Raw genomic sequence first — 16,078 nt, forward strand, 5'->3', positions numbered from 1 at the left:
ACTGCCGCACCGGGGCAAGGCCGGATCCGCACCCGGCGGGCCGCGGCAGATCCGGCCGCCGGTCCGCCCAGCTGCGCCGGTGGTACCGGGCCACTACAGTGGGACCGGGACAGGAGGTGGTCTCCGATGCCGGGTTCACCGCGGCGCTCCCTCGCCGCTCCCGCGGTCGCGGCCGCGGCGGTCACCCTGCTGCTGGTCGGCCTGAGCGGATGCGGCTCGGCCTCCAAACCGCACACCACCGCCTCACCGAGCGTAGCGAGCAGCTCCGCCACACCGCCCGCGCCGTCGCCCACCGGCCCGGTGGTCTCCCCGCTCACGGGGCTGCCGGGCGAGCCGGGCCAGGTCCTCGCCATCAAGATCGACAACATCGTGAACGCCCGCCCGCAGACCGGCGTCAACTCCGCCGCCGTGGTCTACGCGATCGAGGTCGAGGGCGGCATCTCGCGCTTCCTCACCGTCTTCGACTCCCACCACCTGCCCCCGGGCGACGCCGTCGGCCCGGTGCGCAGCGCCCGCGAGAGCGACCTGCCGATCCTCCAGCAGTACGGCAAGGTCGACTTCGCCTACTCGGGCGCGCTGTCCAGGTTCCTGCCGGTCCTCGACCAGGCAGACATCTTCAACGCCTCGCCGCAGCAGGACGGTTCGCCCTACTTCCGGGGCACCGGCAACGTCGCGCCGTACAACCTGTACGTGAAGCCGTCGGCCGTCCTGCACGACTTCCCCGACTCGGCGCAGGCCAAGGACATCGGCTTCCGCTTCGGCGCCGCACCTGCCGGCGGTGTGCCGACCAACAGCTTCACCGCCAGGATGCCGGCGGCCTCGTTCACCTTCACCTGGTCGGCGAGTGAGGGCAGGTACCTGGTCGCGATGGACGGCAAGCCCGCGATGACCACCGACGCCGGGCAGATGGGCGCTCCGACCATCGTCATCCAGAAGGTCGCCGAAACCACCTCACCGCGCGGTTTCATGGACTCCCCGGGGGTCCTCTCCCCCTACGCCCCGACGACGGGCGGCGGGAACACCGTGGTGCTGCGCGACGGCAACGCCTACCAGGGCAGCTGGTCCCGGCCCGATCCGAACGGCGGCACGACGTTCAGCTTCGGCGGGCAGCCGATGAACTTCCACCCCGGCCAGGTGTGGGTGGTGCTGGAGCCGCAGTAGCCCCGCCCCCACTCCCGCCGCCCCGGCCCGCCGCGGCCGCCACGCCCGGCCAGTCGAGGACCAGCTGCTGCCGGCGCGGGAGTCCGGCGACGATCAGGTCGTAGGAGTCCTCGATCAGCTCGCGCAGCAGGCGCTCCGGGACCGAGCCGTCGATCGTCACGGTGTTCCAGTGGCGCTTGTTGAGGTGCCACCCCCCGACGATCGCCGGATGCTCCGCCCGCAGCCGCACGGCCAGCTCGGGGTCGCACTTGAGGCTCACCCGCAACGGCTCGGCGTCCAGCGCGCTGATCGCGAAGATCTTCCCGCCGACCTTGAAGACCGAGGTCTCGGCGTTGAACGGGAAGGTCTCCTCGGCCCCGTTGAGGTCCAGGCAGGCGGCTTTGAGCGCATCGGGCGACAGGGTCATGAGCACATTCTGCGTGCGCCGGACCGCGTCATCGAGCCGGGGTGTCGGCGAGCCGCCGCGTCAGCGAGTCGCCGCGTCATCGAGCCGGGGCTCAGTGCTCCGCGGTGTCGTCGTCCGCGTCCGGCCAGGGCTGGTCGGCCTCGGCCGGGGAGAGGTGGGCGACCAGCTCGGCGAGTCGGGCGCAGGCCTGCTCGATGGTCCGCAGGGTGTTGTTGCGCTCGGTGATCATCGCGGCCAGCAACAGCCCGGTCAGCGCCGCGGACCCGTTGAGCGCCTGCAGGATGACCATGGTCGCCAGCAGGCCGTGGCCGGCGAACGGCCCGACCTGGTCGGTCGCGGCCGGCACCGCGAAGACCGACACCATCAGCACGCACGGCGCGGCGCCGGGCAGCTGAAAGCGCAGCGCCGCCCACATCACCAGCGGCAGGACCAGGAACAGCAGGGAGAGCGTGCTCTGGGTGACCACCAGCGCGACGACGGCGGTGCTCGCCAGCAGGACCGCCGCCTCGCCCCAGCGCAGCAGCGGGGTGTCCCGGGGCAGCCGGGCCGCGTAGCCCGCCAGCAACACCGGCGCGACCACCAGCACGCCCATCGCGTCGCCCGTCCACCAGGCCGACCAGACCGGCCAGAACTGTCCCTCGGGCACCGACCCGTTCAGCAGCAGCACGCCGCACGCCGTGCCGCTGCTGATCAGCATCGCGGTCAGCGCCCCCAGGAAGACCAGCACGACCCCGTCCCCCAGCCGGTCCAGCTCGACGCGGAAGCCCACCCGCCGCAGTAGCCAGCAGGCGGCCAGCGGGGCCAGCGTGTTGCCCACGGCGATCCCGAACGAGGAGAGGGTCAACGGCCCGAAGCCCAGGATGATCAGCAGCGCACCCAGCGCGATGCCCGGCCAGACCCGCCAGCCCAGCAGCAGCAGGCCCGCCACGGCGATGCCCGTCGGCGGCCACAGCGGCGTCACCCGCACCCCGCCGACCACCACCTGCTCCAGGAGGCCGAGCTTGCCGCCCCCGTAGTAGGCGGCGGCGACGCCCAGGATCCACAGGCCGGTCGCCGTGAGTCGTCGGATCGTCTCGTTGCGCGCCACAGAGCCATCAGACCGCCTCCGCCGACGGACGACGGCGTGACACGCCCTCGCGGCGGCCCCGCGCCCTCACTCGGCCGTGCCCGCCTCCGTCCCGCCCGTCCGCTCGTGGAAGCCGTCGTGGCGCAGGACGAGGACGGCGGCGTCGTCCTTGTGGCCGGTCCGCTCGGCCACCTTGATCACGTCGGCCGCCAGCCGGCCCGGCTCCGCCTCGGCCCCGGCGCGTACCACGGACAGCACCTGCGTCATGCCCTCCTCGATCGGGAACGAGGGCCCCTCGACCACGCCGTCGGTGACCAGCACGACCGCGCCCGGCTCCGACAGCACGCGCCGGGTCACCGGGTACACCTCCCCGGGCAGGATGCCGAGCGGGAGGCCGGCGTCGTCGTCCTCGATCCCGCAGCGGCCGTCGGCGCTGGCCCAGAGCGCGGGGACATGGCCGGCGCGGGCGTCGGACAGCTCCCCGGTGGCGGGGTCGAAACGGAGAAAGGTGCAGGTGGCGAAGAGCTCGCCGGCCATCGACAGCAGCAGTTCGTTGGCCCGGCCCAGCACCTCCCCCGGGTCGACGGCGCCGGTCGCCAGCGCGCGCAGGCCGATCCGGACCTGTCCCATGAACGCGGCCGCCTCGACGTCGTGGCCCTGGACGTCGCCGATCGAGAACGCGAGGGTGCCGTCGGGCAGGGCGAAACCGTCGTACCAGTCACCACCGATGTCCAGGCCGTTGCGGGCCGGCGCGTAGCGGGCAGCCGTCCACAGCCCCGGCGCGGTCGGCAGTCCCGCCGGGAGCAGCCCGCGCTGCAGCGCCATCGCCAGCTCGACCCGGGCCCGGTGCAGCTCGGCGTGGTCCAGCGCCTGCGCGGTGAGCCGGCCCAGTCTGCCCAGCAGCTCGTGGGCGCTCGACGGATGGGAGGAACGGTGTCGGGCCATGGGCGGACGGCTCCAGGACAGGTCGGCGTCACGGACCGCCACGAGGCGCTCCCCGGGCGATATGCGTCCTATTGTCCTCCTACCTGCCCGTAGGGGTACGGCGGCGGGTACGGATACGGGCCGGCGCCGGGCCGCACAGCCCCGGGGGTCAGCGGGCACGGCGCCCTGCGGCGGCGCCTCTCCCCCGTGCGGCCCAGTTGGCTGACTCTAGTTTAGGTAAAGCGAATTGAGGCAAACTCAGACCCCTTTACCAACCATTGTGGCAACTCATGTTCGAAGGTAGAGTCCCGATTCGCCGAGCACAGACGGGCACTCGCAGGCATTAATTGGGGCGGGCATGTCAAAGAACCACGACACCAAAGAGACTTCTTCCGACTTGTTTGACGCGTTCACGGAAATTGCCCTGCGATATCCGGAGCGCCCGGCGCTTTTCCACCATGGACACGCCGTGAGTTATCGCCAACTCCGCGCCTGGGCAGGCACCCTGGCCACCCGCCTGGGCACCCGGCCGGGCGTGGTGGCGGTCCAGGCAGCCCACACGCCGGAAACCGTCGTCGGACTGCTCGGCGTGCTCGCCGCCGGGGGCGTCTACTGCCCGGTCGATCCGGCATTCCCGCTTCAGCGCCGACAGGAGATGCTGGCCGCGGTCGACTGCCGCGCAATGGTCACCGCCGAACCGGAGACGGCATCCCCGCTCGGTCCGGTTTGCGTCGCGTTAGAGCCGCTCGTGGAATCCGTCGCGAACACCGCCCGGTTACCGGTCCCACCGGCCGGTCACATCGAGGTCGGGCCCGACGAACCGGCCTACATCCTCTTCACATCCGGCTCAACCGGACGGCCGAAGCCCGTCGTCACCCCCCGCCGGGCGATCTCCGCCACCGTGCACTCGCTGCGGGAGCTGTTCGAGCTCACGCCCGAGGACCGCGTGCTGCAGTTCGCCTCACTGAACTGGGACACCTGCTTCGAGGAGATCCTGCCGACGCTCACCACGGGAGCCACACTCGTCCTGGACGCCGAGGCGCACGCGGGGTCGTTCCCCCGGTTCCTGCGGATGGTCGAGCGTGAACGGATCACCGTCCTGGACCTGCCCACCGCCTTCTGGCACGAGCTGGTGCTACATCTGGCCGAGGACCGGCTCGCCCTGCCGAGCTGCGTCCGGCTGCTGGTGATCGGCGGCGAGGCAGCGAGCCCGGCCCGGCTGGCCGACTGGAGCGGCCTGGACACCGGGCGGATCCGGTTGCTCAACACCTACGGCTGCACCGAGACGACATTGATTACCCACGCCGTGGACCTGCACGGACCCCGGGTCCCCTCACCCGGGGCCCGGTGGGACGCCGGCGCCCGGGCGCCGATCGGACGGGCGCTGCCGCACGTCGTCCAACGGATCAGCGAGCAGGGCGAGTTGCTGATCGGCGGGCCGGCCCTCGCGCTCGGCTACCTCGGACTGCCGCAGGCCACCGAGGCCAGGTTCCCGGTGCTGGACGGCACGCGCTGCTTCCGCACCGGCGACCGGGTGAGCAGCGCTCCGGACGGCGTCCTCACCCACCAGGGCCGGTTGGACCACGAGATCAAGGTCCGCGGCATCCGGGTGGACCCCGCCGAGGTCGAGGCGCACATCGCGACCCACCCCGAGGTGACCGCGGTGGCCGTGGCCGGGGCGACCGTCGCCGGCCGCTCCACCCTGGTCGCCTACGTGGTGCCGAGACCCCACACGACGGTCGGGACGCTGGACGCCGACGTCCTGTCCTACCTGCGCGAGCGGGTGCCCGGCCACCTGGTGCCCAGCCGGATCACCGTCGTCCCCCGACTCGAACTCACCGCGAGCGGAAAAGTCGACCGAACAGCATCGCACCAGCGACACGCGGCCCACCCCCAGGCCAAAGGAGACCTTCGATGAGCCCTGACAGCAGCACCGCCACCACCTCCCCCACCGCCTCGCCCACCGCCGAGGTCCAGGACCTGGTGGCGATCTTCTGCCGCGTGCTGGAGAGCACGGACGTCGTGGCGGACTCCGACTTCTTCGAGCTCGGCGGCGACTCGCTGATCGCCACCCGGGTGCTGAGCGCGATCGCCCGCGGCCACGGCGTGGAGCTGTCCTTCGAGGACTTCGTGCTGGCGCCGACCCCCGAGGGTCTCGCCGCGAAGATCGCGGCCGGCAGATGAGCGGCCCGCGCGACGCCGCCACCGGGTCGGCCGCCGAACCAACCGCCGGCCGACCCGTGGCCACCGCCGTCGTGGTCGGGGCGGGACTTGCCGGGCTCACCGCCGCGGCCGGTCTGACCGCCCGCGGGATCGAGGTCACCGTGCTGGAGGCCCGCGACCGGGTCGGCGGCCGCACCCACGGCCTCGCGGTCGCCCCCGGACGGCAGATCGACGCCGGCGCCGCCTACCTGGGCGACCGACACACCGAACTGCTCTCCCTGGTCGCCGAGTTGGACCTCAAGACCACACCCACCACGATGCTCGGCGCCAGCCGCTTCGCGCTGGGCGCCCAACACGCCACCCGGGACGGGCGGTTCCCGCCGCTGAACGCCGTAGCCCTCGGCGACATGTTCGAGCTGCTGGACGAACTGACCGCCGCGGTAAGGCCCGAGGCGCCCTGGCTCACCCCCGACGCCGAACGGCTGGACACCACGACCGCCGCGGCCTGGGCCGACGAGCACCTGACCCACCCCGACGCCCGGCTCTTCTTCCCGCTCTTCCTGGGCGAGATGATGGCCGCCGACCCGGCCGACGTCTCCGTCCTGCACCTGGCCTTCTACCTGCGCTCGGGCGGCGGCATCCGCTACCTCAACGCCTTCGAGGGCGGTGCCCAGCAGGACCGGATCGACGGTGGCGCCCACCAGGTATGCGAGCGGCTGGCCGAGCGGCTGGGCACCCGGGTACGGCTCGGCGAGCCCGTGCTCGCCGTCCACCAGGACGCCGACGGGGTCACCGCCCACTCGACGCGGGGCAGTTACCGGGCGGACGTCGCGGTGGTGGCGCTGCCGCCGCTGCTCGCCGACACCATCGACTACCGGCCGGGGCTCCCCGTCCGGCGGGCCGGCGGACGGACCGCTCGCGGCTGCGCGGTCAAGGTCAACCTGGTCTACCCGGAGCCGCTCTGGCGTCAACACGGGCTCTCCGGCTGGTCGGTGAACGCCGAAGGCCCGCTGCTGTCCACCGTGGACGACTCGCCGGCCGCGGACGGGGTCGGCGTGCTGACCGGCTTCGTCACGGGGAGCGAGGCCCACCGGTTCGCGGCACTCGACGCACGGCGGCAGCGCGCGGCGGCGGTCGAGCAGGCCGCCCGGCTCTTCCCGATGCTCCCGCCCCCGATCGGTTTCCATGTCACCGACTGGGTCAACGAGCAGTACAGCCAGGGCTGTTACGCCGCCCTCTTCGGACCGGGCGACTGGCTGCGACACGGCCCCACACTGACCACCGCGCACCACCGGGTGCACTGGGCCGGCACCGAGACGAGCACCGAGTACTTCGGGCTCATGGAAGGCGCGATCCGCTCCGGCACCCGCGTGGTCGCCGAGATCCTCACCCGGCTCTAGCACCCCCTTTCCGCCGTCCTTCACCCATGTCCGTCCGGCCCCGCCTCCACAAGAGCGCGGGCCGGACGCCCCCGCCCTGGGAGAACGCCATGAACGCCATGAGCGACCAGAGTTCCGTCGCCCCCCTTTCCGCCAGACAGCGGCTGATGACCGAGCCCACGCTCGGTGCCGGCAACTTCCTGGACCAGGCCATCGCGGCCAACCCCCAGCGCGCGGTCCCGTTCGTCTACAGCCACCACACCGACCACCGCGGCGCCGTCGTGCTGCGCGGGCACAGCCTGCTCGACCTCGCCGCCCTGCGCGACCAGTACGCCCGGTGGTACTGGGCGAACGGCGTGCGCCCGGGCGAGCCGGTCGGTGTGGTGGTCGGCGAGGGCCTGGAACCACTGCTGCACTTCCTCGCGCTCAGCGCGCTGGGCGCCGTCCCGGCCCTGGTCAACGACGCCATGCGGCACGAGGTCATGGTCCGCTACCTCAACCACGTCGGCGTGGTCGGCATCGTCGCGGACGACCCCACCCGCCTCGCCTCGGCCTACCGCGAGGACCCGCTGCGCCGCCCGCGCTTCATCACCATGGCGGCCGAGATCCAGGCCTTCGACGCCGAATCGGTCCGGCTCCCCGAGGTCTATCCGTACCGACACGACCCGGACGACGTGGTCGCGCTGATCCACTCCTCGGGCACCACCGGCACGCCGAAGTCCACCATCCTGGCGCACCGCCAGTTCTGGGACGGCAAGCAGCCGCGCATGCTGCGCTTCCCCGCCGAGCCGTACGACCGGCTGATGTCGCTGATGCCGCACACCCACGCGGGCGGCCTCAGCTACTTCCTCACCGCCACCCTGCTCGGCCTGCCGACCGTGGTGATGTCCGACTGGCGGCGCGCGGTCGTGGAGCCGGTGATGGAGGCCTTCCAGCCCACCATGGTCGCCTCCTTCCCCCGGACCTTCGTCGAGCTGGCCACCGGCGAACTGCCGGTCAAGGGCGCCGCGAAGGTGCACTCCTGGTTCAACACCGGTGACAGCGCGCACTACGGGCACATCCGCCGGCTGGTGCAGCTCGGCGAGCGCCCGGCCGGGCTGATCGAACCCTGGCTGCTGCCGCACCAGAAGGCCGAGCAACCGGCCCTGCCCGGTTCGCAGTTCATCGACGGCCTGGGCTCCTCCGAGATGGGCATGGCGCTGTTCGGCCAGGTGACCACTCCGGAGAGCGCCCGCGACGACCGCTGCGTCGGGAAGCCGCTGGAGGTCGTGCTGAAGGCCGCCGTACTCGACGAAAGCGGCGACGAAGTCCCGGACGGCACCGTCGGGTTGCTCGGCGTGGTCACGCCGTCCCGGACCCCCGGCTACTGGAACAACCCCAAGCTCACCGGCACCTTCGAGCTGGCCGGCTACTGGCTCACCGGCGACGTGGCCCGCCGCGACGCCGACGGCAACTTCCACCACCTCGACCGCACGGTGGACGTCATCGACACCGCGGCCGGCCCGGTCTACAGCCTGCCGATCGAGGAAGTGCTGCTGGCCGACTGCGCCGACCTGGTCCAGGACTGCTCGGTGGTCGGCGTGCCCGGAGCGGCCGGTGAGGGACAACGCCCGATCGCCGTCGTCCGGTTGCAGGCCGACGCCGGACACGCCGACGCCGCCCTGGTCCAGGACGCCGCCAACAAGGCGCTGGCCGCCGCCGGTCTGGCCGAACTCGCCGCGGTGAGCATCGCCCGGGAGCCGCAGGACTTCCCGCTGGGGCCCACCGGCAAGGTGCTCAAGCGCGAGCTGCGGACCCGCTTCGCGACGCTCTTCACCGGCCGGTAGCACCCGATGGACCACCACGCGACCCGGCAGCCGTACCCGTACGTGCGGCGGCCGTTGACCGAGCCGGACTGGCGCCGGCTGCCGGGCTGGCGCGACGTCACCGCGGCACAGTGGCGGGACGCGCAGTGGCAGCGGAGCCACTGCGTCAAGAACATCCGCCAGCTGCGGGCCGTCTACGGCGGACTGCTCACCGACCGGTTCTACGAGGAACTCGCCGCCGACCAGGCCCAGTTCGCCACGATGTCGATGCTGCTGCCACCGCAGATGCTCAACACCATGGCGCCGCACGCCCCGACCGAGCCGCAGGCGTTCACCGAAGCGTTCCTGGCCGACCCGGTCCGCCGCTACATGCTGCCGGTCCGCGCCGACCGGCACCCGCGGTGGCCGAGCCACCCGAAGGCCGAGCGCGACTCGCTGCACGAGGCCGAGATGTGGGTGGTGGAGGGCCTCACCCACCGCTATCCCACCAAGGTGCTGGCCGAGTTGGTCGCCACCTGCCCGCAGTACTGCGGCCACTGCACCCGGATGGACCTGGTCGGCAACTCGACCGCCCAGGTCACCAAGACCAGGCTGGAGCTGCGGCCCGCCGACCGACAGGAGCAGATGCTCGACTACCTCAAGCGCACGCCGAGCGTGCGCGACGTGGTGGTCTCCGGCGGCGACCTCGCCAACGTGCCCTGGCCGCAGCTGGAGTCGTTCCTGATGCGGCTGCTGGAGCTGGGCTCGGTGCGCGACATCCGGCTCGCCAGCAAGGCGGTGGTCGGCCTGCCGCAGCACTGGCTGCAACCGAAGGTCCTGGAGGGTCTGGGCCGGGTGGCGAAGGTCGCGGCCCGGCGCTCGGTCAACCTCGCCGTGCACACCCACGCCAACCACGTGCGGTCGGTGACCCCGCTGGTCGCCGAGGCGGCCCGGGCGCTGCTCGACGTGGGCATCCAGGACGTCCGCAACCAGGGCGTGTTGATGCGCGGCGTCAACGCCACCCCCGAGGACCTGCTCGACCTCTGCTTCGCCCTCCAGGACGAGGCGAACATCCTGCCCTACTACTTCTACCTCTGCGACATGATCCCCAACGCCGAGCACTGGCGGACCTCCGTGCACGAGGCCCAGGTGCTCCAGGACGCGATCATGGGCTACCTGCCCGGCTACGCCACCCCGCGGATCGTCTGCGACGTCCCGCACGTCGGCAAGCGCTGGGTGCACCAGGCGGTCGCCTACGACCGCGAACTCGGCATCTCCTACTGGACGAAGAACTACCGCACCGGACTCGAACTGCGCACCGCGCAGGAGACCGACGGCGACAGCGCCGACAGCGGCCCCGACGCTCTGCTCGCCCGGCGCCACCCGTACTACGACCCGGTGGACACCCTCCCGGAACCCGGCCGCCGCCGGTGGTCCGAGCCGTGTCCCTGACCCCCGCCGAAGGACCAGCAGTGATCAACAGCGAACCACCCCCCACCTCCCTGCGCCGGATGTGCTGGATCTTCCCCGACCGGGAGTCGACCCGGGCGACCGCCTTCTGGCAGGACTTCTTCTGGGACCTGTACGCCCAGGAGGCCGCGAAGCTGGGAATGCGCTGGAGCCGGCACGCGCCCGACGCCGTGACCGTGGACGCCACCGTCCCCGGCGACCTGCGGGTCTACGTGGACGGCGAGCGGGTCACCCCGCAGGACACCCTCTTCATCACCGCGCTCTACTCGCTGCCCTACCAGTCGATGGACGTCTTCAACCAGTACGCGCTGTACGCGGTGCTCGAACAGGCGGGCTTCTACCTGCCGTTCCCACCGCAGGTCTCGCTCATCGGCAACGACAAGATGGCCACCCTGCTGTACTTCAAGGACTCCCCGGTCCGCCCGATACCCAGCCTGCGGATCGGCACCGGCCCGGACATCGGCAAGCACCTCTACGAAGTGGCGCTGGAGAGCGTCGACTTCCCGGCCATCGTCAAGCCGACCGGGTGGTGCGGCGGCGGCGGGATCAACCTGGCCCGCAGCTCCGAGGACCTGCGCGGCCTGGCCAGCCTGGCGCAGGGCGGCGACACCACCCTGCTGGTCCAGCCCTACCTCGGCGACGGCACGGTCGACTACCGGGTGTACGTCATCGACGGCAAGCCGTACGCCGTGATGAAGCGGGTCCCGGAGCCCGGCTCGCTGGTGGCCAACGCCAGCCGGGACGGCCGCATGGAGTTCCCGGCCCTGCCGGACGAACTCGCCGAAGCCACCGCGTACTTCGCCGAGCGGCTGCCGATCCCGTTCTTCTGCGTCGACTTCCTCTTCGACGGGGAACGGTTCTGGTTCTCCGAGCTGGAGCCGGACGGAGTGATCCTGCCGGACTTCGACGATCCGCACCGCACGCTCCAACGGGACGTCACCCGCGCCCGGTTCACCGCCTACCGGGACGCCCACGCGAAGTGGCTGGCCAACGGCACGGGGACGGGGATCCGGTGACGCCCTCGTTCTCGCTCTCCCCGCAGCAGGCCGAACCGCGCCTGGAGGTGGCCCGGCGGACCCTGGAACGACTGCTCACCGTACCGGCGTTGGCGCCGCGCTACGCCGGTCACCGGCAGCCGCGCACGCTGGACGACCTCGCCGCGCTGCCGCCCCTGATGAAGGACGACCTGAACACCGCCCTGGCCCACCTGCGCCCGCAGGCCGAGCACGGCGCCACCTGGCTCTTCCAGAGCGGCGGCAGCACCGGCGCGCCCAAGGTCGGCTACGCGCCGACCGGCTTCTACATGACCGGTGTGCACGCGCACTGGCAGCCGCTGGACCGCTCCGACGTCTTCGTCAACGCCTGGGGCGCCGGGCGGATGTGGGGCGCGCACTTCCTCAGCGCCGCACTGGCCGACCTGTCGGGCTGCCAGGTCATCGCGGTCGGCTCGGTCGGCCGGGACGAGTACGCCGACTGGCTGGCGTTCTTCGCCGACCGCGAGGTGACCGCGATCGGCGGGACGCCGAGCGTGCTGCGGATGTGGTTCGCCGCCGCGCGCGCCGCCGGCCTGAAGCTCCCGGCGCTGCGCAAGGTGCTCTGGCTCGGCGAGGCCTGGCAACCCCAACTCGACGAGGACATCGCCGAGGTGGCGCCGCAGGCGCGCCGCTGGGGGATGTTCGGCAGCACCGAGACCTGGGTGGTGGGCACCAACACCCCCGACTGCCCGGCCGACACCTTCCACCCGCTTCCCGAACAGCTGGTGCACGTCGGACCGGACGAGCTGCTGGACTTCAGCACCCTCAACCCCGACATGCTGAACCCGGTGCTGCGCTACCAGACAGGCGACGCCGGACAGTTGGTGGCCTGCCCGTGCGGGCGGCCGGGCCCGGCCATGCGGGTGCTGGGCCGCCGGGACAGCGTGGTGCAGGTCCGCGGTCTGGGGCTGCACGTGGACGACGTCATCGCGCGGGTGGAACGCGAACCCGGGGTGTCCCGGGCCCAGGTCGTGATCACCGAACAGCGCGGCCGGGTCAGCGCCGTGGAGATCCTGCTGCTCACCGACCGGGGCGCCGCCGTGGACGTCGAGCGGCTGCGCAGGGACGTGCTGTCCGCGACGTTCACGCTCAGCACCGCCTTCCAGCACGACCCGGACTCCTTCCAGCTGCGCCGGGTCGAGCTGCTGGTCAGCAACGACCGGACCGGCAAGACCGCCAACCTCGTGCTGCGGGACGGCTCGTGAGGCCCCGGCTGCCGGCCTCCCTGGGACGCGGGTTCAGCGTGTTCTGGGCCGGCCAGACGGTCAGCATGGCCGGCGACCGGGTCACCGTCTTCGTCGTGCCGACCCTGATGATCTTCGTGCTGCACGCCTCCGCCCTCCAGGTGGGCGTCGTCTCAATGGCCCAGTACCTGGGCATACCGCTGCTCGGGCCGGTCGCCGGCGTGCTGGTCGACCGGTGGGACAAGCGCTGGACGATGCTGACCTGCGACCTCGTCCGGCTGGTGGCGGTGCTGGTCATCCCGCTGGCGTACTGGCAGGGGTGGCTGTCCACACCGCTGCTGTTCGGCTGCGTGGCGGTGATCAGCGGCGCGACGATCTTCTTCAACGTCGGCTACCTGGTGGCCGTCCCCGCCGTCGTGTCGGAGCAGGACCAGCTCGTGCGCGCCTACTCCCGCCTGGAGGGCAGCAGTTCGGTCTCCGAGGTGGCCGGTCCCTCGATCGCGGCCGGCCTCTACAGCGCGCTCGGCGTGGCCGCCCTGCTGGTGGACGCGGCCAGCTACCTGGTCTCGGCCCTCTGCTTCCGCTCCATGCGGCCGTGGGGCGAGCGGACGGTCGTGCCCGGTTCGGTGCGCGAGCGGCTGACCCTCGGGTTCCGGCTGAACTGGGCCGATCCGGTGCTGCGCCGGGTGATCGTGGCCGCGGTGACGCTCAACTGCGGCGGGCCCGTCTTCGTCACCGTGCTGCCGATCCTCGGCTACCGGGGGCTCGGCCTCTCGGTCGCCGGCTTCGGTCTGGCCATGTCGGTCGCCGCGGTCGGCGCGCTGGCCGGCGCGGTGGTGGCCCCCAGGATCAGCGAACGCCTGGGCCTGGGACGGACGTTCGCCTGGGCGCTGCTGCTGCACTGCCTGGTCGGACTCGGTGTGCTGGCCGCGCCCGCGCTGCCGGCCGGGCCGGTGATCGCCGTGACGATGGGGTGCTACGGCTTCTTCATGTCCTGCATCAACGTGTGCAGCGCGCCCACCCGGCAGGCCCGGATGTCCGCCGAGAACCAGGGCGTGATGCACGCGGCCTACCGGACCGTGACCTGGGGCGTGATCCCGCTGGCCGCGCTCGCCGGCGGCCTGGGCGTCACCCTGCTGACCGGCCCGCTGGGGATCCTCGACGCGGCGCGGGCGGTGATGGCCGGCGGCACGCTGCTGGCCGCCCTCTCCTTCCTGCCGGCCGTCCGGATCCAGGCACTGCTCGACCGAGGCCTGCCTCAACCGGTCGTCACTGAAGCGGAATTGGCGGACTCCACCTCATGAGCACGGATCGTGGCACGCTGCTGATCACCGGGACGTCCTCGGGCATCGGACTGGCCACCGCCGTGACCGCCGCGCAGGCCGGGTTCAACACGGTGGCGACCCTGCGCGACCCCGGCCGCGCCGAAGCCCTGCTGGCGGCGGCGGACCGCGCCCGGGTGACGCTGGACGTGCGCCGCCTCGACGTCACCGACGCCGACTCCGTCGCGGCCTGCGTCGAGGGCGTCGCGCGGGACTACGGGCGGCTGGACGCCGTGGTCAACAACGCCGGCATCTCCAACTTCGACCCCACCCTGGAGATGTCGACGATGGAGGCGCTGCGGGCCAACCTGGAGGTGAACTTCTTCGGCGTCATCGCCGTGAGCCGGGCCGCGATGCCGCTGCTGCGGGCGGCCCGCGGGCGCCTGGTCACCATCGGCAGCGTGCACGGACTCGTCGGCCAACCGTTCAACGAGGCCTACTGCGCGGCCAAGTTCGCCGTCGAGGGATTCATGGAGAGCCTGGCCCCGGTCGCCGACGCCCACGGCGTCAAGGTGTCCGTCGTGGTCCCCGGCTTCGTGCCCGACACCTCGTTCGGGGTCTTCCCGGACATCAACCGCACGACCATCCAGGCCGCCTCCGGCCCCTACGCGCCCACCTTCGCCGACTACCTCGCCTGGGTCGGCGGCCAAGGCTGGGAGGCGGCGGGCCAGTTGTCGCAGGAGGTCGCCGACGTCGTGGTGCGGACCCTGCTGGCCGAGCGGCCGGACTTCCGGATCCCGTCCAGCCGGTGGGCCGCCGACTACCTGGACCACAAGCTGGCCGACCGGGACGGCTCGACCGTCCAGCGCCTCGCCCGGACCTGGATCGGGCGGCCGGCAACCCCTCAGGAACCCAGCAACTAGGAGGAACAGTGCCCGCCAAGTCACTACAGGAGCTGGTCGACCACGCCCGGCGGCTCTCACCGTTCTACGCCGAGGCGTACCGCGACGTACCCCGGACGATCTCGCACCTCACGCAGCTCCCGATCATCGACCACACCGCCTTCTGGGCCGCCAACACCTGGCCGGACAACCGGTTGCTGACCGGCCCGCTGACCGACGCCGGCGTCTACAAGACCGGCGGCACCAGCGGCGTCCCGAAGCTCTCCCCCTGGACCCGCACCGAGCACGCCGACTCGGTGACCGCCTTCGGCGCGGGCATGGTGCAGGGCGGCCTCAAGCCGGGGCACCGGGTGGCCAACCTGTTCAACGCGGGCGAGCTCTACGGCGGCTTCCTCTACATCGAGAACGCCCTGCACCACGCGCCGGTGGAGAACGTCCGGCTCTCGGTCGGCGCCACCACGAGCGGTGAGTACGTCGCCGACCTGATCGCCTCCTTCGACGTGCAGGTGCTGGCGGGCGAGCCGATGAAGCTGAGCTCGGTGGCCGAGGCCGTCATCAAGGGCGGGCGCAGCGCCGAGTCCGTGGAACTGCTCTTCTTCGCCGGCGACCTGCTCTTCGACGACCTGCGCCCGATCCTGAACCGGGCCTTCCCGAAGGCCGCCATCTCCTCGCTCGGCTACGCGTCCAACGACGCGGGTCTGGTCGGCGCGCCGGTGCCGGGCGACGACGTGCGGGTGCACGAGGCGTTCGCGAACCGCGTGGTGGTGGAGATCGTCGACGACGAGACCGGTGAGCCGATCACGGTCGCCGGCGTGCCCGGCCGCCTCCTGGTCACCAACCTGTTCCGCACCCTGATGCCGATCATCCGCTACCCGGCCGGCGACCGCGCCGAGTGGGTCGACCCCGGGCGCCAGCGGTTCCGCCTCGTCGGCCGGGCGAACGAGGGTGCCCGGGTCGGCACCGTCGCGATGCCCACCGAGGAGATCCGCGCGGTGCTGGTGGCCGCCGACCCGGGCCGGTTCATCTCCGGCATCCAGCTGGTGCAGCGCCGCTGGGACGGCCGGGACGGCCTCATCCTGCGCCTGGGGCACATCGAGGAGCCGCCCGCGGACCTGAGCGCGCGGCTCGTCGAGGCCGTCTACCGGGCGATCCCGCTCTACCCCTCCGAGGTGGCCGAGGGCGCGGTCCACGACCTCGTCGTCGAGTGGGTGCCGCGCTCCGAGCTGGTCACCAACCCGCTCACCGGCAAGCTCCGCCAGGTGCTGGACGAGCGCCCGCCGGCCTGACCCGGCGCCGGGCGGGTGGGCAGCGCCGGGTCAGGCCCGGCGCCCGCTCACCCGCAG

General features: G+C 72.3%; 13 protein-coding genes and 1 pseudogene. 11 read left to right on the forward strand and 3 right to left on the reverse strand.

Translation table 11 applies throughout. The annotated features are described in order from the left end of the window. Positions 1-126: 126 nt before the first annotated feature. The gene (locus BS80_RS13930; RefSeq protein WP_035796871.1) at positions 127-1,161 is read left to right on the forward strand and encodes a DUF3048 domain-containing protein; all 1,035 of its coding nucleotides are present in this window, start codon (positions 127-129) and stop codon (positions 1,159-1,161) included. Between the two features lie 43 nt (positions 1,162-1,204). Here the strand turns inward: BS80_RS13930 and BS80_RS13935 are convergent. From BS80_RS13935 to BS80_RS13945, 3 genes and pseudogenes are all read right to left on the reverse strand, one after another. Next, positions 1,205-1,567, reverse strand: a pseudogene (locus BS80_RS13935) (MmcQ/YjbR family DNA-binding protein); the annotation flags it as partial. A 91-nt stretch (positions 1,568-1,658) separates the two neighbouring features. Then, positions 1,659-2,654 (reverse strand): MASE1 domain-containing protein, encoded by a 996-nt coding sequence (locus BS80_RS13940; RefSeq protein ID WP_035796872.1) that lies wholly within the window; start codon positions 2,652-2,654, stop codon positions 1,659-1,661. A 66-nt stretch (positions 2,655-2,720) separates the two neighbouring features. Beyond that, on the reverse strand, positions 2,721-3,578 hold the full coding sequence (locus BS80_RS13945) for a PP2C family protein-serine/threonine phosphatase (protein ID WP_051966618.1): 858 nt from the start codon (positions 3,576-3,578) through the stop codon (positions 2,721-2,723). Between the two features lie 337 nt (positions 3,579-3,915). On the opposite strand from BS80_RS13945, the gene BS80_RS13950 reads away from it, so the two are divergent. The 10 genes from BS80_RS13950 to BS80_RS13995 all read left to right on the forward strand — a co-directional run bounded on the left by BS80_RS13950 (position 3,916) and on the right by BS80_RS13995 (position 16,021). Further along, the gene (locus BS80_RS13950; protein ID WP_035796875.1) at positions 3,916-5,475 is read left to right on the forward strand and encodes an amino acid adenylation domain-containing protein; all 1,560 of its coding nucleotides are present in this window, start codon (positions 3,916-3,918) and stop codon (positions 5,473-5,475) included. After that, a complete protein-coding gene (locus BS80_RS13955; RefSeq protein ID WP_083974612.1) occupies positions 5,472-5,741 on the forward strand; it encodes a phosphopantetheine-binding protein in 270 nt (89 codons plus the stop codon). The genes BS80_RS13950 and BS80_RS13955 overlap by 4 nt, the downstream gene beginning before the upstream one ends. Continuing rightward, a complete protein-coding gene (locus BS80_RS13960; RefSeq protein ID WP_083974614.1) occupies positions 5,738-7,120 on the forward strand; it encodes a flavin monoamine oxidase family protein in 1,383 nt (460 codons plus the stop codon). Before BS80_RS13955 ends, BS80_RS13960 begins: the two co-directional genes overlap by 4 nt. Positions 7,121-7,266: 146 nt before the next feature. After that, positions 7,267-8,925, forward strand: a complete 1,659-nt coding sequence (locus tag BS80_RS13965) for a class I adenylate-forming enzyme family protein (RefSeq protein ID WP_198045514.1) — start codon at positions 7,267-7,269, stop codon at positions 8,923-8,925. A 6-nt stretch (positions 8,926-8,931) separates the two neighbouring features. After that, the gene (locus tag BS80_RS13970) at positions 8,932-10,335 is read left to right on the forward strand and encodes a KamA family radical SAM protein (protein ID WP_035796879.1); all 1,404 of its coding nucleotides are present in this window, start codon (positions 8,932-8,934) and stop codon (positions 10,333-10,335) included. Between the two features lie 20 nt (positions 10,336-10,355). Next, the gene (locus tag BS80_RS13975) at positions 10,356-11,369 is read left to right on the forward strand and encodes an ATP-grasp domain-containing protein (protein ID WP_035796882.1); all 1,014 of its coding nucleotides are present in this window, start codon (positions 10,356-10,358) and stop codon (positions 11,367-11,369) included. Further along, positions 11,366-12,592, forward strand: a complete 1,227-nt coding sequence (locus BS80_RS13980; RefSeq protein ID WP_035796885.1) for an AMP-binding protein — start codon at positions 11,366-11,368, stop codon at positions 12,590-12,592. The genes BS80_RS13975 and BS80_RS13980 overlap by 4 nt, the downstream gene beginning before the upstream one ends. Continuing rightward, positions 12,589-13,875, forward strand: coding sequence for an MFS transporter (locus BS80_RS13985; protein WP_035796887.1), 1,287 nt, complete (start codon positions 12,589-12,591; stop codon positions 13,873-13,875). Before BS80_RS13980 ends, BS80_RS13985 begins: the two co-directional genes overlap by 4 nt. Further along, positions 13,872-14,756 (forward strand): SDR family NAD(P)-dependent oxidoreductase, encoded by an 885-nt coding sequence (locus BS80_RS13990; protein ID WP_035796889.1) that lies wholly within the window; start codon positions 13,872-13,874, stop codon positions 14,754-14,756. The genes BS80_RS13985 and BS80_RS13990 overlap by 4 nt, the downstream gene beginning before the upstream one ends. Positions 14,757-14,764: 8 nt before the next feature. Then, positions 14,765-16,021 (forward strand): phenylacetate--CoA ligase family protein, encoded by a 1,257-nt coding sequence (locus BS80_RS13995; RefSeq protein ID WP_035796891.1) that lies wholly within the window; start codon positions 14,765-14,767, stop codon positions 16,019-16,021. Positions 16,022-16,078 lie beyond the last annotated feature (57 nt).

Source organism: Kitasatospora mediocidica KCTC 9733 (assembly GCF_000744225.1).
GTDB classification, from domain to species: Bacteria; Actinomycetota; Actinomycetes; order Streptomycetales; family Streptomycetaceae; genus Kitasatospora; species Kitasatospora mediocidica.

Bases quoted from the DNA above. Each gene is read 5' to 3' on its own strand.
- BS80_RS13955 (WP_083974612.1), top strand. From the start codon at position 5,472: ATGAGCCCTGACAGCAGCACCGCCACCACCTCCCCCACCGCCTCGCCC.
- BS80_RS13930 (WP_035796871.1), top strand. From the start codon at position 127: ATGCCGGGTTCACCGCGGCGCTCCCTCGCCGCTCCCGCGGTCGCGGCC.
- BS80_RS13960 (WP_083974614.1), top strand. From the start codon at position 5,738: ATGAGCGGCCCGCGCGACGCCGCCACCGGGTCGGCCGCCGAACCAACC.
- BS80_RS13990 (WP_035796889.1), top strand. From the start codon at position 13,872: ATGAGCACGGATCGTGGCACGCTGCTGATCACCGGGACGTCCTCGGGC.
- BS80_RS13950 (WP_035796875.1), top strand. From the start codon at position 3,916: ATGTCAAAGAACCACGACACCAAAGAGACTTCTTCCGACTTGTTTGAC.
- BS80_RS13970 (WP_035796879.1), top strand. From the start codon at position 8,932: ATGGACCACCACGCGACCCGGCAGCCGTACCCGTACGTGCGGCGGCCG.
- BS80_RS13945 (WP_051966618.1), bottom strand. From the start codon at position 3,578: ATGGCCCGACACCGTTCCTCCCATCCGTCGAGCGCCCACGAGCTGCTG.
- BS80_RS13965 (WP_198045514.1), top strand. From the start codon at position 7,267: ATGACCGAGCCCACGCTCGGTGCCGGCAACTTCCTGGACCAGGCCATC.